Here is a 25,911-nt window from a genome sequence, read left to right as displayed (position 1 = left end):
TTCTACGACTACGAAATAGCGTTCAACCCCCACAAGGTCATAAAGGCACCGACAATAGTCGACCTGCTCCGCGGAAGGGGCGTTAGAACGGCGAGCGTTTCGGGCTACACGATGCCCCCCTTCAGCGGAACCGACGTGAGGATTTTTCCACCGTTTTTTGCGAGCGACAAGATGTACAGACAGCACGGGCGCGACTGGAGGAAAGACGTATGGGTCCTAAACTCTGCTCTCTACCTCTACGAGGAGTGTAAACCCGACTTGCTGCTCGTTCATTTCGCCTCGATAGACGGAATGAGCCACGACCACGGACCGCTGAGTGAGGGTGCCCTTAAGGCCGTGCACACCGTTGATACCGCAGTTAGGACGCTGTGGGAGCGCCTCAAGGACGAGTACGCCTTCATAATCTTTGCCGACCACGGGCAGGAGGATGTTCACACCTGGGTGAACCTGAAAACCTACCTCCTGAAGCACGGGATTGAAGCGCTCCGCGTTTCCTCCGGCGGGGGCGTTCACGTCTATCTGCGGAACCCGAACGAGGCCGAGGAAGCCTTTGAAGTCCTGAGAAGGGCACCGGGCGTTAAGGCCATCTTCTTTCGCGAGGACTTACCTCATCTCAACAGCCCGAACAGCGGGGAGCTGATTGTTTCAGCGAAGCCGGGCTACTGGTTCTGCTCCCACAGGATGTGTAAGGGGATAAAGGGGACAAGCCACTGGGTCAAGGGCATGCACGGCTCGATGAACGAACCTGTGATGAAGGTCCCGCTGATTCTCTGGGGCTTTGAGGAGGTTAACCTTGACGAGCCGAGCCTCATGGACATTGCCCCGACGGTTCTGAAGTTCTTCGGAGTTGAGAAGCCAGGGAACATGGTGGGGGAGAGTTTGGTTTAGCCTCCGAAACTCAATCCAGTTCCTTTCTCCCGAAGCGGAGTTTGTGCTCTTTTCAACTAATGAACAGCATTGCCCTTTTACACAAAGCCCCTAACAACGAGACGAGAAAAGCGGAAGGGTAAAAGAAGCATCCAGCCCTCAGCGGGAGGACTGGGCAATCCTCTCGATTTCTTCCTTCTTGCTGTAGGCAAAGCTCTTCGGGTCCTTGTTTGCCGCAGCTATTATTTCCTCAGCTAGAGCCTGTGCGTAGGTGGTCTTGTTGCGGTAGCACTTTATGCTCGCACCGAGGGCGATGTTCTTGAGGGCGATGTCGAGCCTCCTGAGCGGGGAAACGTCAACGGCCATGTGGTAGCGGATTCCACCGAAGGCGATGGTGGTCGTGTCCTCCCTCGGGGCGGAGTTCTCGATGGCCCTTATGAGGACCTGAATCGGGTTCTGCTTGGTTCTTCTCTCGATAATCATGAAGGCCTCCTTGACGACCTCATAAGCCTTCATCTTCTTGCTCATAATCGAGCGGTGTTCCCTCCTCATGAAGTGGCCACCGGCCTTGTAGTGGCTGGCACCGCTCCTCATGACCTTGTTGATGAGCCTCTCAACTATGTGAACCTGGGCCTTGCCGAAGGGCTTCTTGGCGTGCCTGCCATGGCTGTGAGGAAGAATTCTCGCGTCGAGGTTTATGTATGGTCTGAGAGATGGGTCGTTTACAGTTACGTCCTCGACGCTCCAGCGCCCCATGACCTTGAGCTCCTTCGGGATGAAAAAGCGCTCGCTGAGCGGCTTGGCCATTCACTTCACCTCCTCGGCTTCTCCTTCCTTCCCTTGACGAGCTCCTTCAGTGAAACTCTGTTGACCTTGACGACCTTGTAGCGGATTCCGGGAATGTCTCCCATCGAACCGCCCTTAGGACCGCCGATTCCCTCGATAATGACCTCATCGTGCTCGTCGATGTGGTTTATGGCACCGTCACCGGGGGTGAAGGCGGTGACGACCTTACCGTTCTTGATGAGCTGAACACGAACCGCCTTACGCATTCCCGAGTTGGGCTGCTTGGCCTCGACGGCTATCTTCTCAAGGACGATTCCCCTTGCCTGCGGAGCGCCCTCAAGCGGGTCGCTCTTCTCCTTGAGGCGGAGAACCCTCCTCTTGTAGCGGATGTCACTCCAGCGGAACTTCTTCCTCTTGAGCTTGAGCTTTCTACCGGCGAATTCGCCATACGGAGCCTTCTTTCCGGGCATGAGCATCACCTCAAATTATAATCACGTCGTGAATGCCGTGATGTCTCTCCATCAACTCTTTCACGAGGCTTATGTTCTGGCCGCCCCTTCCTATTGCCCTCGGTTTGTCGCGAGGGCCGATATCGAGGAGGGCGACCTTCTTGCCATCCTTCTTCTCGGTGATGTGAACCTTTTTAACCTTAACCCCGAGGCTCTTATAAATGTTCCTTAAAAACTCTTCGGGATTGTCCGAGTGTTCTATAAGCTCTATCTCCTTACCGAGCATGCTCTGGACGCGCTTGACGTTGGAGCCCTTCTTTCCAAGTGCCAATCCCATTTCGCCCTTTTTGATTACGTAAACCAGCCTGTTTCTGCTGGTGTCTATGAGACAGTCGAGGACGGTCGCTCCAGTCATGCTCTCGAAGAGCGCTATGTACTTTATCTGGTCGGTGTTGAGCTTGAGCGGCATCACTCCTTACCCCCGGCAAGGGCGAGTATCTTGCTCTCGCCCGGGTCGAGTATCGCGAGGGCCGAAACTGTGTGCGGCCTTCCAAGGAGGGTTCCGAGCTCGACGCTGGTTCCCTCAAACTCGTAAACTGGAATTCCGCTGAGCTTGGCGTAGTAATAGATGTCCTCCTTGATGTCGGGCCTCGCGTTCTTCGCGACTATAATCATCTTTGCCCCGCCGACCTTGGCGTAGTGGATGCTCTTCTTGGCTCCCATAACTATCTTACCGGTGTCCTGGGCCTTCCTAAGCTCAAAGGCGAAGTCAACCATTAACTACACCTCCCTACTCCCTTTTCGGTCTCAGGGGGAGATTCATTGCCAGCTTGACTATTCCCGTACCAACGGGCACGGGCTGGCCGATGAGGACGTTCTCAACGACACCGTTGAGCGGGTCGGTTTCTCCCCTTTCGGCGGCCTCGAACAGGTGCTGCGTTGTAATCTCGAAGGCCGCCCTAGCTAAGACGCTCGCTTTCTCCCCGACGACACCGTGCCTGCCTATAGGCAGGATAACGCCGTCGAGGGTCATCACATCGGCGACGAGCATGATGTGCCTGACGTCAACCTCGAGACCCTGCTCGCGCATCGTGTTGACGATTTCCTCGATGATGGCGTTCCTTGCGGCCTCGATGCCGAGGACTTCAGCGATTTCGTGGATGTTGTTGGTTCTCGTCCTCGTCGGGTCAACGCCCGGAACCTTGAGCACCTGCTTGAAGTTCGAACCTTCGGTGTATATCACGTACTCGTCGCCTTCCTTCCTTATGATGGTCTTTCCGACGCCTGAGAGACCCTTAAGACGGTGCTTTTTAACCTTTTCGGCAAGTCTTCTCAGGTCTGAGAGCTTTGCCGCCTTTTTGGGTCTCACTATGAGCGTGTATCCATCAACCTCAAACTCAGCGCTCTTGAAGGAGCCCTCCAGCTTTCTTCTGACCTTTTCCATGTCCAAACCGGCCTTCTCAAGCCTCTCCGGGTCAATCTCAACGATATACTCGAAGTTGAGTATATCTATCGTCTCCTCCCTCGCGAGGTTCTCAAGGGTTGTTCCCTCGATGCGCCTCGCAACTTCGAGGGCTTTCTCGCGGTCATACCTGTGCTTCTCGTCAAGGTAAACCGTCATTATCGGCGTTGAGGGATTCTTCCTGGCATCAACAATCTCGATGATTCTCGGCAGACCGAGGGTGACGTTGATTTCCGCAACACCGGCGTAGTGGAAGGTGTTGAGGGTCATCTGGGTTGATGGCTCACCTATCGACTGCGCCGCAACCGTTCCTATAGCTTCCCCCGGCTCGACGAGGGCGTTCTGATACTCCTTAACGGTCTCCTCGATGATTGCCTCAACTTCGGTCTTCTTCAGGTCGTACCTTTTGTTGTACTCAACGAGCTTCTCGTAGAGCTCCTCCTTCACGCTCGCCGGGAGGTCTGCCTTCTCAACGAGGTTCTTTATTGTTTTCTCGGAAACCATGAGCATCACCCCTTGGCACGGGTCTTCAGCAGGGTTCTGATTATAACCCTGTCAACATCAATGGTCTTACCACCCCAGCTCTTCATTGGGTCAACGCCGTCCTCTCCATAGCGGAACTGGACGATGATTCCGGTCGGGTCTCTGACGGTTCCGTCGTAGTCGACCTTAAGGTCCTGGAGTGCGTTGATTAGCCTTCTCTGCATGTAACCGCTCTGGGCAGTTCTAACGGCGGTGTCAACCAGTCCCTCCCTGCCACCCATGGCGTGGAAAAAGTACTCCTGAGGCGTGAGGCCGCTCTTGTAGGAGTTCACTACAAAGCCCCTTGCTCTTGCTCCCAAATCACCTGGTTTGAAGTGCGTGAGAACCCTTCCGCGGTAGCCGCGGTAGAGGCGCTTTCCTCTGATGGACTGCTGGCCGAGCATCGCCGCCATCTGGGTGATGTTGAGTATCTTACCCCTCGCTCCGGTCTTGGCCATTATGACGGCGTGGTTGTTCATACCGAGGTACCTCTCGGCAACTTTACCTGCGTTGTCACGCGCCTCGGCGAGAACCGCCATTATCTTGCTCTCGAGGGTCTCCTCGAGGGTCTTGCCGGGGAGCGGCTCAAGCTCACCGCGCTTGTACGCCTCGATAAGCTTCTGAACTCTCTCCTCCGCCTCGCGGATGATTTCCTTAATCCTGTCGAGAGCTTCCTGCGGCAGGTCTTCGTCGTCTATGGCTGTGGTGAAGCCCTTGTGTGTGATGACCCATATCGTCAGCTTTGTGACCTGGTCGAGGAACTGTCTGGCCCTCTCGACGCCGTACTCACGAACGATTACGTCGAGGAGCTTTCCGTCTTCTCTGCCGTAGGCCTTCTTGTCTATGGCACCGCTGAGGAGCTTTCCGTTCTGAATGTAGACGAAGCCGTCGTAGGCCAGCTTTCTAACTTCCTCCGGGTCTGGAATGAGCTTCTCCTCTATGAGCTTCTCAAGGGCCTCACAGCGCTCCGGCTCGTCGCAGAGCTTGTTACGGTACCAGATGGTGAGGTCGTCCGGAAGGAGGAGCGAGAATATCGTCTTTCCGCTCCACAGCTCAACGCCGTTCTCAACCTTGTCAGGTTTCGGAAGCTCGTCAACATCAACGCCGGCGAACATGAGCATCTGCTCTACCTCTGTCCTCGTGAAGTAGGCCCCCTCACGGGTGAGCAGGTAGCCGCCGGAGATGTGGTCTTGGATTCCCGCTATGAGCGGACCTCCGTAACGCGGCGAGATTATGTGGTTCTGAACCTCCATGAGTATCTTCGCTTCCGCCTGCGCCTCCTCGGTCTGGGGCACGTGCAGGTTCATCTCATCACCGTCAAAGTCCGCGTTGTAGGGCGGGCAGACGGCCAAGTTGAGCCTGAAGGTCTTGTAGGGCATAACCCTAACGCGGTGGGCCATTATGCTCATCCTGTGAAGGGAGGGCTGTCTGTTGAACAGAACAACGTCACCATCCTCGAGGTGCCTCTCGACCGTCCAGCCGATGTCGAGTTTTTCAGCTATAAGCTCGAGGTTGTTCTCCATGAGGCGGATTCTCCTTCCCTCGGGGTCGATGACGTAGTTGGCGCCCGGATACTTATCCGGACCGTTTAGGACCCTCTGCTTGAGCTTCTCGAAGTTGAACTCGGTGACCTTCTCGGGAACGGTAAGCTCCATGGCCACGGCTATGGGAACGCCGACCTCATTGATACTTATCATGGGGTCGGGGCTGATGACTGTTCTCGCTGAGAAGTTGACGCGCTTGCCGCTGAGGTTTCCACGGAAGCGACCCTCTTTACCCTTCAAACGCTGGGCAAGGGTCTTGAGGGGTCTTCCGCTCTTGTGCTTGGCCGGAGGAATGCCCGAGGTCTCGTTGTTGATGTAAGTTGTTACGTGGTACTGGAGGAGGTCCCAGAGGTCTTCGATAATCAGTTGAGGCGCTCCGGCCTCTATGTTGCTCTTAAGCCTGTTGTTGATGCGGATGATATCAACCAGCTTGTGCGTGAGGTCGTCCTCGGCGCGAATGCCGCTCTCGAGGGTAATTGAAGGTCTCATTGTGACCGGCGGAACCGGAAGAACTGTAAGAACCATCCACTCTGGCCTCGACTTCTCTGGGTGCAGTCCCAAGAGGGGCAGGTCCTCATCCGGTATCTTTTCAAGCCTTTCACGAATCTCGCTGGGCATCATCCTGTGCTTGTACTCGTTTCCTTCTTCGTCCTTCCTGAGCTCCCAGTAGATGGTGGGCCTCTCGAACTTAATCGGGAACTGCGGTGCTCCACAGTGCGGGCAGACCATCCTCTCCCTAGCCTTCTTGTGAATCTCCCTGATTAGCTTGTCAACTGCTTTTTTCCTGTCACCCATAACCTCGAACTTCTTCATGTATTCCTCTATCTCCTCGTCGGTGAGCTTTATCCTGCCGCATTCTCTACAGGTGCTCTCAAGGACTCTGTGTATCGTCTTGGCAAAGCCGACATGGATTACGGGACGGGCAAGCTCGACGTGGCCAAAGTGGCCCGGGCACTCTCCTGCCTTTGCTCCACAGGTCTCACATCTAAGGCCGGGGTCGATGACACCGAGCCTCTTGTCCATAAGGCCGCCTTCGATTGGGTAACCGTCATCGTCGTAGGTATCTGGAACCGTAATCTCGGCTGCACTCATCTTTCTGATTTCCTGGGGTGAGAGGATACCAAACTCAATACTCCCGATGACCTTTTTCATCGACTGCATGGCCATCACACCCTATCCTTAAGCTTGAGGGAAGGCCTAATCACCATCGCCTTCAGCTCGTCGAGGAGCAGTTTAAACGCGTAGCTCATCTCAACCTTGCTTATCCTCTCCTCCTCACCGCAGACCGGACAGTAAACCTTGCCGCGGCGCTTGTCCTCAAGTGCCAGATGTCCGCAGTTCTCGCAGACCCATACTTCCGTCTTGTCGCTCTCCTCGAGGAGACGCTCGATGAGCAACATCGCCGCCCCGTGGCCGACGAGGACGTCACGCTCCATCTCACCAAAGCGAAGACCGCCTTCCCTCGCCCTTCCCTCGGTGGGCTGCTTTGTGAGAACCTGAACCGGACCCCTTGAGCGCGCGTGCATCTTGTCGGCAACCATGTGGTGGAGCCTCTGGTAGTAGATGACGCCGACAAATATGTCCGCCTCGAGCCTCCTGCCGGTTATGCCGTCGTACATGATTTCCCTTCCGGTGTGCTTGAAGCCAAGCTCCTCAAGCTCCTTCCTGAGCCTTTCCTCCGGCTCGCCGATGAAAGCTGTTCCGTCAACGCGCCTTCCCTTGAGCGAGGCGACCTTTCCGCCTATGGCCTCGATGAGCTGTCCGACGGTCATACGGCTCGGGATACCGTGGGGATTGACTATCAAATCCGGAACGATGCCGCTCTCTGTCCAAGGCATGTCCTCCTGCGGAACGATTAAGCCTATGACGCCCTTCTGACCGTGCCTTGAAGCGAACTTGTCACCGAGCTCCGGAATGCGCAGGTCCCTGACGGTGACCTTAACGAGCTTGGTTCCGTCCCCGGTCTCGGTGACGATGACCTTATCGACAACACCCTTCTCGCTCGGTCTGACGGCAACGCTAGTCTCCCTCCTGCCCTGAAGGGCAACGCCGCCGAGACCAGTCTGCTCCTCAAGGAACCTCGGCGGTGAAGTTCTTCCAACGAGAACGTCCTTTCCTTCGACCTTGGATTCGGGGAATATCAGACCGTCTTCATCGAGATGCCTGTAGTATTTCTCGCCGAGGTAGCCCTGTATCGTTGGGTCGGGAATCTCAAAGGTGTCCTTCTGACCGCCCAGATACCTCTTCTCCTCGGCTTCATATGTTCTGAAGAACGTTGAACGGGCCAATCCGCGCTCGATTGAGGCCTTGTTCATAATTACTGCGTCCTCCATGTTGTAGCCGTGGTAGCTGAGAACCGCAACCACGAAGTTCTGGCCAGCTGGTCTCTCCTCGAAACCAACCGCCTTCATTATCCTTGAGTTGACGAGCGGAACCTCTGGGTAGTGCATGAGGTGACCTCTCGTATCGACGCGAATCCTGAAGTTGGCCCAGCCGAGACCGAGGCTCTGCTTGGCCATGCCCGCGCCGTAGGTGTTTCTTGGAGCCGCGTTGTGCTCAGGATACGGAACGAGTGAAGCTGGAATGCCCAGTATGGCGGCGGGCATAAGCTCGAGGTGGGTGTGCTCCTCGGTGACCTCCCATGGCCATGTTGCAACGTAGGCGTTCTCCTCTTCCTCCGCGTCAAGGTATTCAATAACACCCATCCTAACTAGGTCGCTCCACATGAGCTGGCCGTTCTTTATGGCCTCAACATGCTCGCGGGTGAGCTTTGGTTTGCCGTTTTCGACTATGATAAGGGGTCTCCTAACGCGACCATCGTCGCTGTTAACGTAGATTTCCTTAACCTCACCCTCATCGTAGAGGGCAACGTTTATCACATCGCTTATCTTGCCGCTTCTCCTGTCCGCCCTAATTCTCTTCACAAACGTCTCGCCGTCTTCGATGGTTCCGATGAGAACACCGTTGAGGTAGACACGGTAGAGTCCCGGGGCGGGTCTTCTCTCCTCAATCGGAACTATGCCAAGCTTCATAAGGTAGGTCCTAACCTCCTCTTCGGGAATGCCCGTGGTTATCTGGGACATCAAAGCCAGGTTCTTGACGAGACCGCAGTTCGGGCCTTCCGGAGTCTCGGTCGGGCAGATTCTTCCCCAGTGGGTTCCGTGCAAATCACGGGCCTCGAAGTGGGGCTGGTCCCTGCTGAGGGGTGAAGTAATGCGTCTGAGATGCGAGAGGGTTGAGATGTAGTTGGTTCTGTCAAGGAGCTGGCTGACACCGGTCCTTCCGCCGGGCCAGGCGCCGGTAGCTAACGCGTGCTCAATCCTCTCGCTGAGGACGTCGGGCCTTATCGAGTTTCTCACAAACCTCTGAACGTTCTCGAAAGTGTAGCGCTCGCCTTTCCTCTGGTAGGTCTTGGTCATTTGGTACTGCATGTCCTTGACGAGCTGGCCGAAGGCTATTCTGAAGAGGTCCTTGAGAAGGTCTCCAGCTAACTTGAGCCTCTTGTTGGCGTAGTGGTCCTTGTCGTCCTCACCGCGCAGGCCGAGCGAAAGCTCAAGGACCTTAAGAGCCATCATGCCGAGGTAGTAAGCCTTAGCCTTCCTGTTCTCAGGCTCGACGCCCATGTGCGGAAGGAGGTTGTTATCTATGATGTGCTCGGCCCTCTTGAGCCTGTACTCCTTGGGCTGACCCGGAAGCGAGAGCCTTCCTATAAGGTCCAAAGCTTCCTCCTGGGTTCTTATATCGCTTGCATCCTCGAGGTTGTCGAAGAGAATCTGTTGAATCCTCGGGTCGTCGCTTACTGCCTCAACTATCTCCTTATCGCTGAGGAGACCGAGGGCTCTCATCACGTAAACGAACTTGACAGGCTTGGGAACGTTGGGAATTGAAACGTAGAGGATTCCATCCTTTCTTCTCTCAACGGTAACCAGAGCCCTGTAGCCGTGTCTGTACGAGAAAACCTTCGCTATAACGCGGTTCTGCCTTTCGTCTCTCTCAACCAACGTCTTGTTCGGGGCTAGGTCTTCGATAGAAACGATAACCCTTTCGGAGCCGTTTATGATGAAGTATCCCCCTGGGTCCTTTGGGTCCTCGCCGAGCTTTATGAGCTCCTCATCGCTGAGACCGTAGAGGCGGCAGGCTTTGGACTTGAGCATTATCGGTAGCTCACCGATGCGGACCTCAACCGGCTCCTGCTCGATGCCGTTGACAACGGGAATCATCTCAAGGTAGAGCGGGGCGGAATATGTGAGGTTCCTTATTCTCGCGTCCATTGGGTAGAGCGGCCTCCTCTGCCCCTGAGCTTCCTGGAATTCGGGTTCCCCAAGTCTAATCCTCCCAAACTTGACCTCAAGGCCCGGAATGTCGGGCTTGACGCCGCCGAACTCGTTGATGACATCCTGAAGGCCGTGCTCAATAAAGGCGTTGTAAGAATCGAGGTGCTGTCTCACGAGGCCCTTTTCCTTCCAGTAGGACTCCATAACGAGCCACAGCTCGTCAGGAGTTAAAATCGGCTCATTAACGGTAACCCCTCTGCTCATGAACTCTCACCCCAGAATCAGTCCTCCACGACGAGACGGTAATAGTAGTAGTAACCCGCCGTTGGACTCTTTCTTTTTATCTCAATGACATCGCCGGGCTTGGCCCCAAGGGCAACGACGGCCGGGTCAGAAGCCTTAATCTGCGGAAGCTGGGAAATTCTAATTCTGTACTTCCTGAGGAGCTCCTCCTTCTCCTCCTCACTGAGGATTCTGTGCTCGGGAACCAGCACGTGAGCGAATATGTCAAACTCCTTTTTCGCCGCCACCGAGAATTGCCCCCTTAACGTTTTTCAAGAACGATTTCACTACCCCCACCTGCGGGTTCCGGTATATAAGCTTTTCGAGTGGTATCTCGGTGGAGAGGCTTTATATCGGTTGCGTAAAGTTTAAGAAGGAATTTCGGAGCCGAAGAGGCCCCGCAAGGTTCTTTAGTGTATGAAAATGTTCACCAACGGGGGCCGTAAAGGGATAAACAAGGAGGAGCCCTCACTCCAGAGCGGAGAGAAGCTTCTCAAGGAACATCTTCTCCGGATAAGCACCCTCGAACTGAACCTTGTCCTCGCCGTCCACCTGGATGACTATCTTCGGAACCGCCATGACGCTGTACTGGTCGGCCCACTCTGGATACTCAATCGCCTCTACCATATCACCGAGTATCTTGCCCTTACCGGCGTTGGTGTTCTCGATGGCGAACTTGTGGGCCATCCTAACCGCGAGCGGGCAGTAGGGGCAGGTTGGCGTTACAAAGACGAGTATCCTAACGTCCCTGTCAATCTTCGCAAGGGCTTCCTTGCTCTCTGGCATAAGGTCGGTGGTCATGTTGCTGACATCAACGATGTCCTCAAGAAAGGCCCCGAACTCGTGGCCGGCCGGAAGGCCGAAGAACCTGACACCAACGTCCTGGCCGTTTCTGGTTATGCTCACAGCGGGAGCGCGGTCAATCCTGTACTCCTCGGCCTTCTTCCTGCCCTCCTCGGTGTCGAAGTCTACGAACTCGTAGGTGAGCTTGTCGGTAAGCTCGCTGAGTTCTTGAACGAGCTGCTTCAGCTGGTCGCAGTACTGGCAGTGCTCCTTTCCTGTGAAGACCATGAGCTTGACCGGTTCGGTGAGCTTCGAGAAGAACTCCTCCTTAATAACCTTCTTGTCGGCATCACTAATCAGTCCCATCCACCACACCCCCATCTAAAGGTTTATAATCATCGCGAACCATTTTCTCCGGGTGAAAATCCCCAGGTTTGCAACCTTAAGTTCAATGTCCAATATATAAGCTTTGCGTTACAAGTTTGGGTGGTGTGGGGCATGGCTGAACCGGACATCTTCTACATCTTGGGGAACAGGGTGAGGCGCGATTTGCTCAGCCACCTCACCTGCACCGAGTGCTACTTCAGTTTTCTGAGCAGTAAGGTTAGCGTCTCCTCTACGGCCGTTGCAAAGCACCTTAAAATAATGGAGCGCGAGGGAATCCTGAAGTCTTACGAGAGGGAGGGACCCTTTATAGGTCCGGCGAGAAAATACTACGACATAAACATAGCCAAGACCTACGTGGTAACGGTAACTCCCAACATATTCTGGTACCGTGGACTTGACTTAGGAGACGAAAACGTGGGAGAAGTTCATATCAAACTCCCAGAGGGAAAACCGGAGAAGCTTGAGGAGATGATTCTAACGTTCCGCTCACTGAGCGGAGAGCTTGAAAAAACTCTGAAAGCCCTACAGGCCATAGAGAGCAGAAGGGACAGGCTCATGGCCATGATTAAGGACACGTACCTCAAGGAAATCGGGGACATGACCCAGCTGGCAATCCTCCACTACATCCTTCTCAACGGCTCGGCAACCGTTGAAGAGCTGAGCGACAGGCTCAACCTCAAGGAGAGGGAAGTCCTTCAGAAGGCGAGCGAGCTGGACAGATTCGTCCCGTTAAGAATAAAAGACGGCATTATAACGATAGATGACGAGAGGCTAAAAACAAAGCTCGGCGGTGAAAGAGATGCCGGAGAAGATTAAAATCGTTGTTAACGAAGACCGCTGTTACCTCTGCGGTGGCTGTGCTGGAGTCTGCCCGACTTTGGCTATAGAGGTACACTCAAGCGGCTGGGAGTTTATCCAGGACAAGTGCATAAGCTGCAGAATATGCATCAGCGCCTGTCCAGTCGGAGCCCTCAGTGAGGAACCCCTGGAGGTGAAAGCATGAGGTATGACGTCGTCGTCGTTGGGGCGGGAATAGCGGGGCCCATAGTGGCGAGAAACGTCGCAAAGGCCGGATACTCCGTTCTCATGATTGACAAGAAGTGGGCGATAGGGACTCCTAAGCAGTGCGCCGAGGGCATAAGCATAAAGGTCTTCGAGAAGTATGACATTCCCTACGACAAGCGCTTCATCAACCGCGAGGTTTACGGGGCAAAACTCTACTCCCCGAGCGGTTACGAGCTCGAGCTCAGGTATAAAGAAGTCAGCGGTGTTATCCTCGAGAGGAAGGTCTTCGACAAGATGCTCGCCTACTACGCCGCTAAGGCCGGGGCAGACGTTCTCGCGAGGACTGAAGCTCTGGACGTCATAAGAAAGGACGGAAAGGTCGTTGGAATCAAGGCCAAGCACGAGGACGAGCCGATTGAGATTTACGCCGACGTTATCGTCGCCGCTGACGGCGTCGAGAGCACGATAGCGAGGAAAGCGGGAATAAACACCTACGCCCCGCCACACGAGTTTGATTCGAGCTACGAGTACGAGATGCTCATCGAGGGCTTTGACCCCGATTTAATCCACCTCTGGTTTGGCAACGAGATAGCACCTCGCGGTTACGTCTGGGTCTTCCCGAAGGACGAAGACAGGGCCAACGTCGGCATAGGAATAAACGCAGACAATCCGAAGACCGCCAAGTACTACCTCGACAAGTGGCTGAAGGAGAACAAGATTCCGGCCAAGAAACTTCTCGAAATAAACGTTGGTCTCGTTCCCGTTGGCGGCTTCGTTAAGGAACTCGTGAAAGACAACGTCCTCGTCGTCGGCGATGCAGCTCGTCAGGTAAACCCGATGCACGGCGGTGGAATGGCCGAGGCAATGGAAGCCGGAACGATAGCGAGCAAGTGGATTGTCAAAGCTCTGGAAGAGGAGAACCTCTCGTTGCTCCAGAACTACACGAAGGAGTGGTGGGAGACCGACGGAAAGAGGCTTGAGAAGGTTCTCAAGGTAAGGAAGGTCACGGAGAAGCTCACGGATGAAGACCTCGACCTGTTCATTCAGGTTCTCAGCGGGGCCGATACGGAGAAGATAGCCAGCGGCGACTACACCGAGGTCATAAAAGCTCTCCTCAAGCACCCAAAGGTTCTCCTCAGTCCGAGGAGGATAAAGCTCCTTAAGGAGCTCCTCTGAGCCTGAACCCCTTTCCCTTCTTCCTTGAGAAAACCACTATCTCCCTCGCCTTCCCAACGCTCAGGCTTCCCCAGGGGGAATGCAGACCCTTTGGGTTCTCGATGAGGTAGTAGATTTCAACATCATCAAGTACCGTTTTCCGAAAGGCCGAGACGTCCGGCAGTTCGGTTATTGCCTCGCAGGTTCCGTCGGAGCATTTAATGGGATTCTCTTCCATTCCCAAACCAAGCTCAATGGCAAGAAGCCTCGCGGTCTCATCTATTGGGGCAGGGTAAAGCGTGTAAAGCCTTCTAACTGCCTTCAAGAGAACAGGAAAGCGCCTATCGCTTTTATCTATCCCGTAGCCGATGCTCCTGAGAGGGTCCCTAACGGGTTTTCCGTGGAGGGCGTTCCTGAGCTGAACCACCCGGTTGGCCCAGACCATCGTCGGCTTCGGCTCACCGAGGAGCGAGAGGCGCCTGTCAAGGACAAAACCCCTCTCCGGGTTCAGGTTCCTGAGGGGAGAAAGCCACAGGTCAAGTTCAGGCTCGCTTATGAATAGGTGGCCGGCCTTGAGAACCTCCAACCCTTCCAGGAATAACCGATAGGAGCGCTCAACGATATCGTCTAACCCCATTGAGAAGGCGTAAAGGCTCGCGTCCGCCAGACCGAGGACGAAGGTTGACTGGACGTCAAGGAGGCTTGCCACCGTTACCTCGTTCAGCCTGACCTCGTCGCGGAGCCTTTCAAGAAGCTCACGGGCGTTGGCCAGCAGAACCTTTGCTGTTCTCTCCCATTCGTCCATGATACGGACTCATCCTGAGCAAAGATAAGGCTATCGCTTCCAGTCCTTGCAGTTCATGTCGAGGCAAATCTCGTACTCCCTGCCCTTCTCCCGAATCTTTACAACCGGGGCACCGTTGCAACAGGTTTTGCCGGTGGGAATAACTTCACCGCGCTGGAGTATAGGATAGGTAACGTCGCACTTCGGCCAGTTGGAGCAACCGACGAAGCGCTTGCCGGTTTTCCTGTTGTATTTGAGAACCAAGTCGCCGCCGCACTTGGGACACTTCCCGAGGACTAAACGCCTCTCAGGGGACTTGGTCTTCTTCGGCTCTTCCGTCCCGGATTTCGCGGATGGCATCTTCGATTTCTCCACCTTAATGGAGTCCTTCGAGGTCGTAACGCCCGTTCCCGTCGTCTCAAGGAGCATCTTTCCGATGTCCAGTTCCTTCTCCTTGAAGACCTTGAGGATTTTAATCAGCTGCTCCTTGCTCTCCTCTATTACCTCGTCCTTCTTTGCCTTTCCGGCCATTATCTCCTCCATCTTCTCCTCAAAGGCCCTCGTGAGTTCAACGCTGACTATGTCGGGAACGTTTTTCTCAAGCGCTTCCACGACGCGCATGCCGAGGGGGGTAACCCTTATTGCTCTTCTGCCCTCGATGTAGCCCCTCTGGTAGAGGGTTTCGAGGATTTGCGCGCGCGTCGCCTTCGTTCCTATTCCCAAATCCTCCATCTTCTTGATTACGGCCGCTGGGGAATAGCGAGCGGGAGGTTTCGTTTTCTTCTTCTCGCGCTTAATCTGGACGACCTTGACGGGTTCGCCTTCCCTGAACTGGGGCAAAATAACCTCGTCGAACTTGACGTACTTCCCGTAAACCTTCAGCCAGCCCTCCTTGAGGGTTCTCGCACCGCTCAGGATGAAGCGGTGGTTGTTGGAGTTTATGATTACCTTCACGCTCTCCCTCACCGCCGGCTCCATGAAGAGCGCCAGGAAGCGCCTTACAATGAGGTCGTAGATGTTCTTCTCGTCCTTACTCAGCTCGCCGGGCTTTGGAAGCTCACCGGTGGGGTAGATTGCCGGATGCGCCGGGTCTTCCTTCTTGCCCTCAACGGGCTTGAGGTTGCCCTTGCCCAGAAGCTCGTGGGCGAAGGGCTTGTACTCCGGCAACTTCGCGAGGTTCTGCAGTATCGAGCGGAAGTTGAGGTTCTTGGGGAGCTTCTGCGAGCTTGTTCTCGGGTAGCTCGAGAGCCCCCGCTCATACAAGCGCTGTGCGAGCTCTAGTGTCTTTTTAGGGGAATATCCAAAGGCAGAATAAGCTTCCCTCTGAAGAGTTCCGAGGTCGAAGGGCACTGGAGGATTCCTCTTCTGCTGCTTCACTTCAACTTTCTCGATGAAGGCCGGCCCCTTCTTGGCCTCCTGGACGATTCTCTTCGCCTCCTCCTCGTCCCATATCTTGTCCTTCTCGTAGGTTGCCGTGTACTGCTTGCCCTCTTTCTCAAGAATCATCTTGATGACCCAGTACGGTTTCGGCTTGAAGTTCTGGATTTCCTTTTCCCGCTCCACCAGAAACTTGAGCGTAGGTCCCTGAACCCTTCCGGTGGAGAGAACCATCCACTTCCCGCTGGCGCGCTTTATGGCCGATGTTAAAGCCCTCGAGAGGTTCACGCCCCAGTACCAGTCGAGGACATGGCGTGCTATTCCCGCATCTGCCATTCCGAAGTTTATCGTCGGCTCAAGGTTGTACCAGGCTTTGAGAAGGTCCTTCTTCGTCAACGCCGAGAACTTCATGCGCTTGGCCTTCGAAGGGTCGACGCCGCAGGCGTATTTCAGAGCCGTGTAGCCGATAACCTCGCCCTCCGTGTCGTAGTCGCAGGCGACTATGAACTCATCGGCTTTCTTCGCAAGGGTTGCGAGGGCCTTGATGTAGTCTTTCGCGTAGCCCTTGCCCTTCTCGGCGACGTAAACGGGAACCCATTCGATGTCAAAGACGGGGTAACCGTAGGTCTTGGTCTTCGGAGCGAGGGAGAAGAGATGACCAACGGCTGGAGCAACTATCACCTTCTTTCCATCGCGGGTGAACTCGTAATAACTTACCTTCCCTATCGTCTTCCGGACGGGTTTTCCCTCGGCTAGGGCGTAGGCTATTTTTCTCGCGACGTTGGGCTTCTCGGCTATGATGAGCGTGACCATAGGCCTCGTCCTCGATTGGAGGCCCTCTATAAAAAACCTCCGACGAAGGGTTTATAACCCGCTGACTGAAAGGTCGTTGATGACGATGCTGAGCGTCGGAGGTGTCGGTGTTCTCTTCGATGGCGAGCTCGACGACGGCTTCGTTGACGGCTTTAGAACGCTTTTTGCCCGACGCTATCTGCCGGACGTTCTCAGGGCCGAGATAAAGCCCGACATAATCATCGAGCGCTTCAAGGGGGATTCGTTTAGGGTCTTCAGCTCGATGTACGACGTCAACGGAAAGGACCGCTACAAGCTCGAGTCCGCCGTTCCCTCTGCCTACAAGAACGAGGCACCGGTTTTCTTCCTCCTCCAAGCCACTGCAAGGGCTGGAGCCAGAAAGGGCAGAATTTTTGTAACCGACTCGGTCAGCGTGGTAAACCCCAGCGGGAGGGCCGTTCTGTTCGTTGGATATCCACATACAGGAAAGAGCACGATTTCAGCCATAGCGGTTTCGGAAGGTCTGGACGTTCTCAGCACCGAGAACACGGTCGTTGACGTCCGCGAGGGGAAGCTCTACGTCATCGGAGGAACCGAGGTCCTCGTCTACGACCCGAGGATTGAGGACGTCTACGGCGTCTCGATAGACTACGACGAGACCACGAGGAGCGGTTACAGGATAGTGGATTTGGAGAGCACAGAGCGGAGGAGGCTCCTCAAGAAGGGCGTTGAGGTTGAGAAGATTATAGTCCTCCACGCGGCCTTTGGAGGGGGAGACGCCAGCTTTTCACCTGTCAGAGGGAGGAAGATTAAGAAGACCCTCTGGTACTTCTCGACGTCGCTTCTCAAGGGGATGGACTACTACGAGCCTGCACCGCTCTACATGCCGATGAGCGAGGAGATAAACTACAACCTCGAAGAACTGCTGGATTCTGCCGTTGAGAGCTATTCGGGGAAGATGTTCGAGGCCTTCGGAAACCACAGGGACGTTTTTAAGAGGACCGTTCTCTTCACGTGAGGTGGTGGAAGATGATTAAGGTCAAAGTCCTCGGAAGGGGAATCGAGAGGGAAGTCGAGTGGAGGAAGGACATGACAGTGGCGGATATCCTCAGGGAGGTTGGCTTCAACACCGAGAGCGCTATAGCGAGGATTGACGGAAGGGTTGTCCTCGAGGATGAAAAAGTCGAGGACGGAATTGAAATAGAGGTAATCCCGGTCGTTTCTGGGGGATAAAAAGAGGGGCCTCAAGCCCCAAGCCTCTTCCTCATGAACTCCTCGAACTTCTCCATGGCCTCCTCGAGTATCTCGACCGGCGGGAGGAAGACGATTCTGAAGTGCCACTCACCGGCCCTTCCGAAGCCCGAGCCGTGGACGAAGAGGACGTGCGCCTCGTGGAGGACATCGAGCACGAACTCCTTGTCGTTCTTCCACTTTCTTTCCTCAATCCTCGGGAAGATGTAGAACGCTCCCTGCGGTTTGACAGCGCTGACACCGGGAATCTCGTTGATGCGCTTGTATATGTAGTCCCTCCTCTCGCGGAGCTTCTTCATGTACTCCTCAAGGTAGTCCATCGGGCCCGTCAAGCCGGCTATAGCGGCGAACTGGGCCGGCGTGTTCGGGCATATCCTTATGCGCATGAGCTTGTCTATCGCCTCCCTCACCTCTTCAAGCTTGTTCTCGGGGTCAACGTAGTAGAAGTAGCCCAGACGCCAGCCGGTGGCGAAGTAGACCTTCGAGAGGCCGTTCATCACTATAACCGGGACGTCCTTCGTGAGCGAGCCGGGGGAAACGTGCTTGCCCTCGTAGGTCATCAAATCATAAATCTCGTCGCTTATAACCGGCAGGTCGTACTCTCCAGCTAAATCGAGTATCGCCTTGATAGTCTTCTTCTCGTAGAGCGCCCCGGTCGGGTTGTTAGGGTTTATGACGGCTATTGCCTTAGTTCTCTCGTCTATCAGCTTCCTCATGTCGTCTATGTCCGGCTGCCAGCCGTTCTCCTCGACCGTCATGTACTCCCTCGGCTCCGCCCCATAGAACTTGACGAGGCCGACATAGGGGGGATAGCTCGGACTTGGGACGAGTATGTTGTCGCCGGGGTTGAGGAGCGAGCCGAATATGAGCTGGAGCGCCTCGGTTACGGCAGTTGTGACGCGGACGTCGTCCGGCGTTATGTCCACGCCGTTCTTCCACTTCTCCCTCTTAACGACGGCCTCCCTCATCTCGGGTAAACCCTCGCTCGGCCCGTAGTAGTTGTGGCCCTCCTCAATGGCGCGACAGTAGGCTTCCTTCATGTGCTTCGGGGGCTGGAAGTCGTACTTCCCCGGGTCCCCAATGTTGAGCCTTATGACCTTTATACCCTTTCTCTCAAGCTCCCTCGCGGGGAGAACGACGTCTCTAATCGCGTACTCAACACCCATCGCCCTGTCCGATGCCCTGATCATAACGACCACCGCCCGAATGTTGAGACGTTCATCATAAAAACCTTGACTCTCAAAGTTTCGCGTTAGAAAATGAGAAAGCGAGCGATTTTCGGGAAACGTTTAAAACCCTCCGCTCAAACTCCTCCGGGCGATGAAGAATAGCAAGCATGCTGAACTGTGATGACGTGAACACCCTCCGAGCCCCTTCGATACTTTTATTAGCACTCTGATTTAGGTCTGACCATGAACATCTTCATACCCCTAATCGCGGGAATCGTCGCTGGCTACGTCATGAGAAAAGCAGGGAGGCGTTTCAAAATCGACCTCCCCGTCAGCGCTTCCCTGCTCGCGATGGTTTTCTTTCTCGGGGTTAAAACCGGAGAGGTTCACGTAAGCGGCCTCTGGCTCTTCGGCTCATCACTGCTCTTCGCAATCTTCACGATAGCGGGAAGCCTGCTCCTTGCGGGGGTGGGGAGATGAGATTCCTCTACCTCGTGCTGACGGCCCTCACCCTAGGTATTCTCGCTGGGCACTTCTTGGAGCCGAACTTCGGGAACGCCTACGAGGTGATGCTCTACGTTTTGATATTCCTCATAGGGGTTGACCTCGGCCTCAACTTTGAAAGCGGAGAAATCAAAAAGCTCGGACGTGAGGCTCTGACGCTCCCGATGAAGACCCTCGCGGGTTCCCTTTTCGGCGGACTTGCGGCATCGCTGGTCCTCGGCATAAACCCGAAGTGGGGCCTCGCAATCGGGGCCGGCTGTGGATGGTACTCGCTAACGGGTCCCCTGATAGCGCAGTACTCAGCGGTTTACGGCGCGGTTGGCTTCCTCGGGAACCTCTTCAGGGAAATCTTCACGATTCTCCTCTATCCAATTGCCTCAAAGAGAACAGACCCGAAAAAGGCCGTTTCAATGGGCGGGGCAACGACGATGGACACGACGCTTCCAATAATAAGAAAGTTCGGGGGAAGGGAAGTGGCGCTTGTAGCTTTCGTTCACGGCTTCATCCTAACGGCCCTCGTCCCCTTTGTCGTCCCCCTGATGCTCAGCCTTTAGAGTACTTCTCCACGAGCCCCTTCACCAGCTCCTCGTGCTGCTCCTCGTTTCTCTTAAGCTCCCTCACGAGCTCCCTAACGACAGGGTGGAACGCCCTCCTCGATAGCTCATCGTAGAGTTCCTTCATCCTGCCCTCTTCCTCAGCGTACCTTCTCAGTATCTCAATGAGCTTTTCTTCACTGTCGGGGAGAACTACCTCGCTCGGGAAGTTCTTGAGGAACTCTTCAATAACCTCCTCCGGCGGAACTCTTGCCCCTATTGGCCCGAAGCCCATGGGCATGACGAGGGTTGGGACGCCCGGAATGAGGGCTATGTCTTCATTCCTCTGCTCCCCCATGTACTCGCTAACGAGCTTGACGGCATCGTCGTAGGCCTTTTCAAGGGCTTCCATCAGCCTCTTGTGAAAGGCCGTGTCTATCGCGAGCCTCAGAATAAGTCCCCTTAAGTCGGCGTACTCGGGCTTGTCGAGCTTCTTGAGGAGCTTCCTGTAGTCCTTCTCGGTCTTCTCCTCAACCTTCCTTGCCTCCCTGACTATGTCTATCATCCTCCTCATGGTCATCACCGGGACATTTTAGTAACATTTAGTATTTAAAAATTTCGAAGGGAAAAAGTTTTTTAAATATCCCGTCAGACCGGAAACCCAGAGCTGTCATCGGCTCACGCTCGGGGGTATCCGCGAAGGAACCCACCGGGCCTCTGCGTGGGGGTGAGATGATGAAGTATCCAAAGCAGATTAGAACGTACTGCCCGTTTTGTAAGAGGCACACAATCCACAAGGTTGAAAAGGTCAAGAAGAGGCCGAGGAGCGAACTTAGCCAGGGCCAGAGGCGCTTCAGGAGGATAATGAAGGGTTACCACGGATTCCCGAGGCCGAACCCCGCCGGCAGGGAGAAGCCTGTCAAGAAGCTCGACCTCAGGTTTAGGTGCACGGTCTGCGGTAAGGCCCACACCAGGGGGAAGGGCTTCCGCGTTAAGAAGTTCGAGCTCGTGGAGGTGTGAGCATGGCGCTCCCGAAGAACCTCATTCCAATGCCGCGCTCCAGGTTCCTCCGCGTTAAGTGCATCGACTGCGGCAACGAGCAGATAGTCTTCAGCCACCCTGCAACGAAGGTTCGCTGCCTCGTCTGCGGTGCAACGCTCGTTGAACCGACAGGCGGCAAGGGCATAGTTAAGGCGAAAATACTCGAAGTTCTCGAGTGATTTTTCTCCCTTTTAATCCCGCCAAACTTTTAAAAACCTCTTCTCGTAAACCTTCCGGAGAGAAAAATTTAGAGGTGGTTAGAATGCCGAGGAAAGCCAAAGAGTTTCCCGAGGAGGGTGAGTTCGTCGTTGCTACCGTCAAGAACATTCACCCGTACGGAGCGTTCCTCACCCTTGACGAGTATCCGGGTAAGGAGGGCTTCATGCACATAAGTGAAGTGGCCCCAACCTGGGTCAAGAACATTAGGGACTACATCAAAGAGGGTCAGAAGGTCGTCGTTAAGGTCATACGCGTCGACCCTGAAAAGGGACACATCGATTTGAGCCTCAAGCGCGTTAACCAGCAGCAGAGGAAGGCAAAGCTCCAGGAATACAAACGCGCCCAGAAGGCGGAGAACCTCCTGAAGATGGCGGCTGAAAAGATAGGCAAGGACTTTGAAACCGCCTGGAGAGAGGTCTGGGTTCCGCTCGAGGAGGAGTACGGAGAAGTTTACGCCGCCTTCGAAGATGCAGCCCAGAACGGCATCGAGGTTCTGAAGGGTCTCATTCCAGATGAGTGGCTCGATGCGCTCAAGCCGATTATCGAGGCCTACGTCGAGGTTCCGACCGTTACCATAGATGCGGAATTTGAGATAACCGTTCCAAAGCCCAACGGAATCGAGATAATCAAGGAGGCCCTGATTAGAGCCAGGGACAGGGCCAACAAAGAAAAGGACATAGAGGTCAAGTTCACCTACCAGGGTGCTCCCCGTTACAGGATAGACATAACGGCACCGGACTACTACAAGGCCGAAGAGGTGCTCGAAAGCATAGCTGAGGAGATACTCCGGGTCATTAAGGAGGCCGGGGGAGAGGCGACCCTCATCAGGAAGGAGAAGCGCATAAGAAAGATTAAGAGGAGGTAAAAATGAGGTTCCGCATAAGGAGGTGCCCCAACTGCGGAAGGTATACGCTGAAAGAGACCTGCCCGGTCTGCGGGGCAAAGACCAAGGTGGCACACCCTCCGAGGTTTTCGCCGGAGGACCCCTACGGTGAGTACAGGCGCAGGTGGAAGAGGGAACTCCTCGGGATAGGGGTGAGAAAATGAAGGAAACCATAATTTACCTCCTCGAGAGGCCCCAGCTCAGGGACCCAGTGTTCATAGAGGGCCTCCCGGGGATAGGCCTTGTGGGGAAGCTCGCAGCCGAGCACCTGATTCAGGAGCTCAAGGCAGTAAAGTTTGCCGAGCTGTATTCACCCCACTTCATGCACCAGGTTCTCATAAAGAAGAACTCGATTGTTGAGCTTATGAAGAACGAGTTCTACTACTGGGTGAACCCAGAGGAGGACGGCAGGGACCTGATAATAATCACAGGCGACCAGCAGGTTCCGCCGACTGACAGCCCAGGCCACTACGAAGTAGTTGGGAAGATGCTCGACCTCGCTCAGGAACTCGGCGTCAGGGAGATAATCACCATGGGCGGCTACCAGGTGCCCGAGCTGCAGGGCGAGCCGAAGGTTCTAGCCGCGGTAACGCACGAGGAGCTTATAGATTACTACAAGGAAAAGCTCAAGGACTGTCCCGTCGAGGTAATCTGGAGGGAGGACGAGGGCGGAGCCATAGTGGGAGCGGCCGGCCTTCTCCTCGGAATGGGCAAGCTCCGCTCGATGTTCGGGATAAGCCTTCTCGGGGAGAGCCTCGGCTACATCGTTGACGCCAAAGCGGCAAAAGCCGTTCTAACTGCCGTCACGAAGATACTGGGAATAGAGCTTGACATGACCGCACTCGAGGAGCGCGCCAAGGAGACGGAGGAAATACTCAGGAAGGTTCAAGAGATGCAGAGGGCGATGCTCGAACAGACGATGCCTCCGGCTCCTGAAGAAGAGGACAGGGGCTACCTCTGAGCTTCTTTCCCCCCATTTTCAACTTCTCAAAAGGTTTTCCTTTCGAGATGGGTGCCACCTTTTCTTTATAAACCACCGGTTAATAACACTAAGTTCAGAAAAGTTTTTATTTGGTATTATTGTTTTAGAGCTTGATAACACCCATAAGATAAGGAAGGTGATAAAAGTGCACATACCGGACGGCTACCTCGGGCCGTACACCTGTGCGTTTTTCTACCTGATAATGATACCGATTTGGTACAAGGCCTTCCGGTGGCTCAAGAACCTAAAGCCAAGCCAGGTGCCCCTGCTGGGCGTTCTGACGGCCTTTGCCTTCCTGGTGATGATGTACAACATGCCGGTGCCTGGAGGAACAACTGCCCACATCGTTGGCGGAACGATAATAGCGATACTCATCAGCCCCTGGGCCGCAACGGTGTCGCTCAGCATAGTGCTCCTAATTCAGGCCCTCTTCTTCGGCGACGGCGGAATAACAACCTACGCCGCCAACGTCTTCAACATGGGCGTCGTCCTGCCCTTCGTCGGCTACTACACCTACAAGTTCCTCAGCGAGAGGTTCAAGCTCAACGAGGTAATCTCAGCCGGAATCGGTGCGTACATCGGCATAGTAACCGCGGCAACTGTGGCCGGCATCGAACTCGGGATACAGCCCTACATACAGCCCGGCTACTGTCCCTACCCGCTCCGCGTCTCCGTTCCGGCCATGGCGATAGCGCACCTAGTGACGGCAGGTCCGGCCGCGGCCGTCGTTACCGCGGCAGTCGTCTGGTACGTCAAGAAGAGCAGGCCCGACCTGTTCGCCATGAGAACAATCGCCAGGGGGTGAGCGAATGGACAGGGTCGTCAAAGCCCTGCTCATCGTGATAGGGGTCATGGTGATACTATCTCCCATAGGCATACTACTCGTCTGGAACTCTCAGGGGGCGTGGGGCGAGTGGGACGTGAGCACGGTTGAGCACATGGTCGGCCACAAGCTGCCCGGAATGGAGAAGCTTTCAACGCTGTGGAACCACGCAGTTTTACCTGATTACGACGTTCCCGGCTGGGAGGACAAGCTCCACGCCTCGATAGGCTACATAATCTCCGCGGTGGTCGGAACGGTACTCGTCGTTACCCTCTATTACCTCCTCGTCAAGTTCGTCGTCGGCAAGGGCACCTCTTGAATTTACTTTTTTGGTGGTGGGAATGGGGTTCCTTGAGGAGACCGCGAGGGAAGTCCTTGAGTTCACGACCAACGCCGTCTTTTCCGAGAGGTACGCGAGAAGGGACGGCCTGCTTCAAAGAATCGACCCAAGGGTTAAGGTCGTCTCTCTCGTAGTCATTGTCGCAACCGTCGTGTCCCTTGAGAGAATTGACCTGATTTTAGCTTTCTACTTCCTCGCGCTGGCCCTCGCGGTTCTCTCAAGACTGCCGGTAATAGAGTTCACGAAGAGGGTCTGGGTCTTCATTCCGATTTTCACGGGGGTTATAGCACTCCCCTCGATATTCATGATTCCAGGCGAGCCGGCCTTTCACCTCTTCGGCCTCACCGCGAGCCGGGAGGGAATCCGCTGGGCTGTTCTCTTTACGCTACGCGTCGCGACGGCGGTTTCCTACGCGATACTCTTCACGATGACGAGCAGGTGGAACGACATTGTCTCGGCCCTGGCCTCTTTCAGGATTCCGGGAATGGTCATAACAATAACTACCTTAACCTACCGCTACATATTCCTTCTCGCCAAGCTCCTGCTCGACGCGATGCACGCGAGGAGGGCGAGGTTAGCTGGAGAACTCGGCATGGTCGAGAGCTGGAAGGAGGCAGGAAAGCACATCGGGGCGACCTTCATAAAGGCCAACGCCCTCGGCGAGGACCTCTACTACGCCATGCTCTCCAGGGGCTACGCCAACGAAATCGAACCGCTGAGGGAGTTCAAGGCTGGAAAGGTTGACTACGCGTTCTCGGCCTTCACCGTTCTCCTCGTCGTACTAACGTTTGCCTTCACGAGGGGATTGCTATGAAGGTTTACGAGCTCAGAAACGTTTCCTACCGCTATCCAACCGGGGAGTGGGCGCTCAGGGGAATAAGCATGGAGGTTGAGAGGGGAGAAACCCTGGCCATAGTCGGGCCGAACGGCGCCGGAAAGACCACACTGCTCAAGCTGATGGACGCGCTGGTCATGCCAACGGAGGGCGAGATACTGTTCGAGGGGAAGCTGATAACTGAAGATACCATGACAGACAAGGAGTTCCGGCGGAAGGTCGGCTTCCTGTTCCAGAATCCCGATGTTATGCTCTTCAGCGCAACGGTTCTGGAAGATGTAGCCTTCGGCCCCGTTCACCTGTGGGGGAAGGAGAGGGGTCTTAAAAGGGCCAGAGAGGAACTCAGAAGGCTCGGCATAGAGAAGTTGGCCGATAGACACCCGTACAGCCTGAGCGGTGGCGAGAAGAAGAAGGCCTCGATAGCCTGCGTAACGGCAATGGAGCCGGAAGTTCTTCTCCTCGACGAGCCGACGAGGGATTTAGACTTGAGGAACAGGAATTTCGTGCTCGACATGATTCGGAGCTGGAAGGGGGAGAGAAAGACCGTCGTGGTGGTTACCCACGACCTGAGGCTGATTCGCCTCGCCGACAGGGTTTACGTGGTGAACAAAGAAATCCTCTTCGAGGGAACGCCGAGGGAGCTGTTCTCGAGGCCGGAACTCATAGAGAGGGCGAACCTTGACGTGCCCGAAATAGTGAGGCTCTTCCACGAGCTTGGCATCAACGAAATCCCGTTGAGTGTAGGGGAGGCGGTGGAGATTCTAAGGGGCCTCCTCCAGAGGTAACCCTCACCGCCTTCCCGGCTCCAGCGCCCCGGGAACGTCTCTCAGCTCCCTCCCCAAAATCTTCTCCATGAGCAGGC

General features: G+C 55.1%; 30 protein-coding genes. 17 read left to right on the top strand and 13 right to left on the bottom strand.

The window, feature by feature from the left end; all coding sequences use genetic code 11:
• The coding region (locus MVK46_RS08685; protein ID WP_297536277.1) for an alkaline phosphatase family protein at window positions 1-888 on the top strand (888 nt) is incomplete at its 5' end.
• 138 nt (window positions 889-1,026) lie between these two features.
• Here MVK46_RS08685 and rpsG read toward each other — a convergent pair.
• The 9 genes from rpsG to MVK46_RS08640 form a co-directional block, all read right to left on the bottom strand.
• Window positions 1,027-1,674, bottom strand: a complete 648-nt coding sequence (gene rpsG / locus MVK46_RS08680) for a 30S ribosomal protein S7 (protein ID WP_297536276.1) — start codon at window positions 1,672-1,674, stop codon at window positions 1,027-1,029.
• Window positions 1,675-1,679: 5 nt separating this feature from the next.
• Window positions 1,680-2,123 (bottom strand): 30S ribosomal protein S12, encoded by a 444-nt coding sequence (locus MVK46_RS08675; protein ID WP_042688992.1) that lies wholly within the window; start codon window positions 2,121-2,123, stop codon window positions 1,680-1,682.
• Window positions 2,124-2,133: 10 nt separating this feature from the next.
• Window positions 2,134-2,571 carry a NusA-like transcription termination signal-binding factor gene (locus tag MVK46_RS08670; protein ID WP_297536275.1) on the bottom strand — a complete coding sequence of 146 codons (438 nt, stop codon included), beginning with the start codon at window positions 2,569-2,571 and terminating at the stop codon, window positions 2,134-2,136.
• Entirely contained in the window at window positions 2,571-2,879 is a 309-nt protein-coding gene (locus tag MVK46_RS08665; RefSeq protein WP_297536274.1) for a 50S ribosomal protein L30e, read from the bottom strand. The genes MVK46_RS08670 and MVK46_RS08665 overlap by 1 nt, the downstream gene beginning before the upstream one ends.
• Window positions 2,880-2,892: 13 nt before the next feature.
• On the bottom strand, window positions 2,893-4,068 hold the full coding sequence (gene rpoA2 / locus MVK46_RS08660; RefSeq protein ID WP_297536281.1) for a DNA-directed RNA polymerase subunit A'': 1,176 nt from the start codon (window positions 4,066-4,068) through the stop codon (window positions 2,893-2,895).
• A 5-nt stretch (window positions 4,069-4,073) separates the two neighbouring features.
• Complete coding sequence (locus MVK46_RS08655) at window positions 4,074-6,791, bottom strand: DNA-directed RNA polymerase subunit A' (RefSeq protein WP_297536273.1); 2,718 nt, start codon at window positions 6,789-6,791, stop codon at window positions 4,074-4,076.
• A gap of 5 nt (window positions 6,792-6,796) precedes the next feature.
• On the bottom strand, window positions 6,797-10,168 hold the full coding sequence (locus tag MVK46_RS08650; RefSeq protein ID WP_297536272.1) for a DNA-directed RNA polymerase subunit B: 3,372 nt from the start codon (window positions 10,166-10,168) through the stop codon (window positions 6,797-6,799).
• 17 nt (window positions 10,169-10,185) lie between these two features.
• Window positions 10,186-10,434, bottom strand: a complete 249-nt coding sequence (locus MVK46_RS08645) for a DNA-directed RNA polymerase subunit H (protein ID WP_297536271.1) — start codon at window positions 10,432-10,434, stop codon at window positions 10,186-10,188.
• A 220-nt stretch (window positions 10,435-10,654) separates the two neighbouring features.
• Window positions 10,655-11,335 (bottom strand): thioredoxin family protein, encoded by a 681-nt coding sequence (locus tag MVK46_RS08640; RefSeq protein ID WP_297536270.1) that lies wholly within the window; start codon window positions 11,333-11,335, stop codon window positions 10,655-10,657.
• A 132-nt stretch (window positions 11,336-11,467) separates the two neighbouring features.
• On the opposite strand from MVK46_RS08640, the gene MVK46_RS08635 reads away from it, so the two are divergent.
• From MVK46_RS08635 to MVK46_RS08625, 3 genes are read left to right on the top strand one after another with little or no spacing between them, the layout of a single operon-like run.
• Window positions 11,468-12,172: a transcriptional regulator gene (locus tag MVK46_RS08635; protein ID WP_297536269.1), complete on the top strand. Its 705-nt coding sequence runs from the start codon at window positions 11,468-11,470 to the stop codon at window positions 12,170-12,172.
• On the top strand, window positions 12,156-12,359 hold the full coding sequence (locus tag MVK46_RS08630) for a DUF362 domain-containing protein (protein WP_297536268.1): 204 nt from the start codon (window positions 12,156-12,158) through the stop codon (window positions 12,357-12,359). Before MVK46_RS08635 ends, MVK46_RS08630 begins: the two co-directional genes overlap by 17 nt.
• A complete protein-coding gene (locus MVK46_RS08625) occupies window positions 12,356-13,537 on the top strand; it encodes an NAD(P)/FAD-dependent oxidoreductase (protein ID WP_297536267.1) in 1,182 nt (393 codons plus the stop codon). The genes MVK46_RS08630 and MVK46_RS08625 overlap by 4 nt, the downstream gene beginning before the upstream one ends.
• On the opposite strand, the gene MVK46_RS08620 is transcribed toward MVK46_RS08625, so the two are convergent.
• Entirely contained in the window at window positions 13,521-14,321 is an 801-nt protein-coding gene (locus tag MVK46_RS08620) for a hypothetical protein (protein WP_297536266.1), read from the bottom strand. The two genes, MVK46_RS08625 and MVK46_RS08620, sit on opposite strands and share 17 nt — an antisense overlap.
• A 30-nt stretch (window positions 14,322-14,351) precedes the next feature.
• Window positions 14,352-16,490, bottom strand: coding sequence for a DNA topoisomerase I (gene topA, locus MVK46_RS08615; RefSeq protein WP_297536265.1), 2,139 nt, complete (start codon window positions 16,488-16,490; stop codon window positions 14,352-14,354).
• Window positions 16,491-16,575: 85 nt separating this feature from the next.
• Between topA and MVK46_RS08610 the strand changes: the two genes are divergently transcribed.
• On the top strand, window positions 16,576-17,487 hold the full coding sequence (locus MVK46_RS08610; RefSeq protein ID WP_297536280.1) for a hypothetical protein: 912 nt from the start codon (window positions 16,576-16,578) through the stop codon (window positions 17,485-17,487).
• An 11-nt stretch (window positions 17,488-17,498) separates the two neighbouring features.
• On the top strand, window positions 17,499-17,702 hold the full coding sequence (locus MVK46_RS08605) for a MoaD/ThiS family protein (protein WP_297536264.1): 204 nt from the start codon (window positions 17,499-17,501) through the stop codon (window positions 17,700-17,702).
• An 11-nt stretch (window positions 17,703-17,713) separates the two neighbouring features.
• On the opposite strand, the gene MVK46_RS08600 is transcribed toward MVK46_RS08605, so the two are convergent.
• A complete protein-coding gene (locus MVK46_RS08600; RefSeq protein WP_297536279.1) occupies window positions 17,714-18,910 on the bottom strand; it encodes a pyridoxal phosphate-dependent aminotransferase in 1,197 nt (398 codons plus the stop codon).
• Window positions 18,911-19,132: 222 nt separating this feature from the next.
• Between MVK46_RS08600 and MVK46_RS08595 the strand changes: the two genes are divergently transcribed.
• Window positions 19,133-19,369 (top strand): hypothetical protein, encoded by a 237-nt coding sequence (locus MVK46_RS08595; RefSeq protein ID WP_297536263.1) that lies wholly within the window; start codon window positions 19,133-19,135, stop codon window positions 19,367-19,369.
• Window positions 19,366-19,947, top strand: coding sequence for a lysine exporter LysO family protein (locus MVK46_RS08590; RefSeq protein WP_297536262.1), 582 nt, complete (start codon window positions 19,366-19,368; stop codon window positions 19,945-19,947). Before MVK46_RS08595 ends, MVK46_RS08590 begins: the two co-directional genes overlap by 4 nt.
• Here MVK46_RS08590 and MVK46_RS08585 read toward each other — a convergent pair.
• Window positions 19,937-20,506, bottom strand: coding sequence for a hypothetical protein (locus MVK46_RS08585; RefSeq protein WP_297536261.1), 570 nt, complete (start codon window positions 20,504-20,506; stop codon window positions 19,937-19,939). The genes MVK46_RS08590 and MVK46_RS08585 overlap by 11 nt on opposite strands.
• Window positions 20,507-20,661: 155 nt before the next feature.
• On the opposite strand from MVK46_RS08585, the gene MVK46_RS08580 reads away from it, so the two are divergent.
• From MVK46_RS08580 to MVK46_RS08540, 9 genes are all read left to right on the top strand, one after another.
• Window positions 20,662-20,946: a 50S ribosomal protein L44e gene (locus MVK46_RS08580; RefSeq protein WP_297536260.1), complete on the top strand. Its 285-nt coding sequence runs from the start codon at window positions 20,662-20,664 to the stop codon at window positions 20,944-20,946.
• 2 nt (window positions 20,947-20,948) lie between these two features.
• Window positions 20,949-21,146: a 30S ribosomal protein S27e gene (locus tag MVK46_RS08575; protein WP_297536259.1), complete on the top strand. Its 198-nt coding sequence runs from the start codon at window positions 20,949-20,951 to the stop codon at window positions 21,144-21,146.
• 83 nt (window positions 21,147-21,229) lie between these two features.
• Window positions 21,230-22,051 carry a translation initiation factor IF-2 subunit alpha gene (locus tag MVK46_RS08570; RefSeq protein WP_297536258.1) on the top strand — a complete coding sequence of 274 codons (822 nt, stop codon included), beginning with the start codon at window positions 21,230-21,232 and terminating at the stop codon, window positions 22,049-22,051.
• A gap of 2 nt (window positions 22,052-22,053) precedes the next feature.
• Complete coding sequence (locus tag MVK46_RS08565) at window positions 22,054-22,233, top strand: RNA-protein complex protein Nop10 (RefSeq protein ID WP_297536257.1); 180 nt, start codon at window positions 22,054-22,056, stop codon at window positions 22,231-22,233.
• Window positions 22,230-23,030, top strand: coding sequence for a proteasome assembly chaperone family protein (locus MVK46_RS08560; protein ID WP_297536256.1), 801 nt, complete (start codon window positions 22,230-22,232; stop codon window positions 23,028-23,030). The genes MVK46_RS08565 and MVK46_RS08560 overlap by 4 nt, the downstream gene beginning before the upstream one ends.
• A gap of 166 nt (window positions 23,031-23,196) precedes the next feature.
• A complete protein-coding gene (cbiM, locus tag MVK46_RS08555) occupies window positions 23,197-23,856 on the top strand; it encodes a cobalt transporter CbiM (protein ID WP_297536255.1) in 660 nt (219 codons plus the stop codon).
• 4 nt (window positions 23,857-23,860) lie between these two features.
• Complete coding sequence (locus MVK46_RS08550) at window positions 23,861-24,193, top strand: PDGLE domain-containing protein (RefSeq protein ID WP_297536254.1); 333 nt, start codon at window positions 23,861-23,863, stop codon at window positions 24,191-24,193.
• Window positions 24,194-24,215: 22 nt separating this feature from the next.
• Complete coding sequence (gene cbiQ / locus MVK46_RS08545; protein ID WP_297536278.1) at window positions 24,216-25,028, top strand: cobalt ECF transporter T component CbiQ; 813 nt, start codon at window positions 24,216-24,218, stop codon at window positions 25,026-25,028.
• Window positions 25,025-25,834 (top strand): energy-coupling factor ABC transporter ATP-binding protein, encoded by an 810-nt coding sequence (locus MVK46_RS08540; protein ID WP_297536253.1) that lies wholly within the window; start codon window positions 25,025-25,027, stop codon window positions 25,832-25,834. The genes cbiQ and MVK46_RS08540 overlap by 4 nt, the downstream gene beginning before the upstream one ends.
• The last annotated feature ends 77 nt before the right edge of the window (window positions 25,835-25,911 follow it).

The sequence above is a fragment of the Thermococcus sp. genome (genome assembly GCF_027066465.1).
Classification (GTDB): domain Archaea; phylum Methanobacteriota_B; class Thermococci; order Thermococcales; family Thermococcaceae; genus Thermococcus.
Note: the sequence above shows the minus strand (reverse complement) of the source record. Positions and strands in the feature narration are given on the sequence as shown.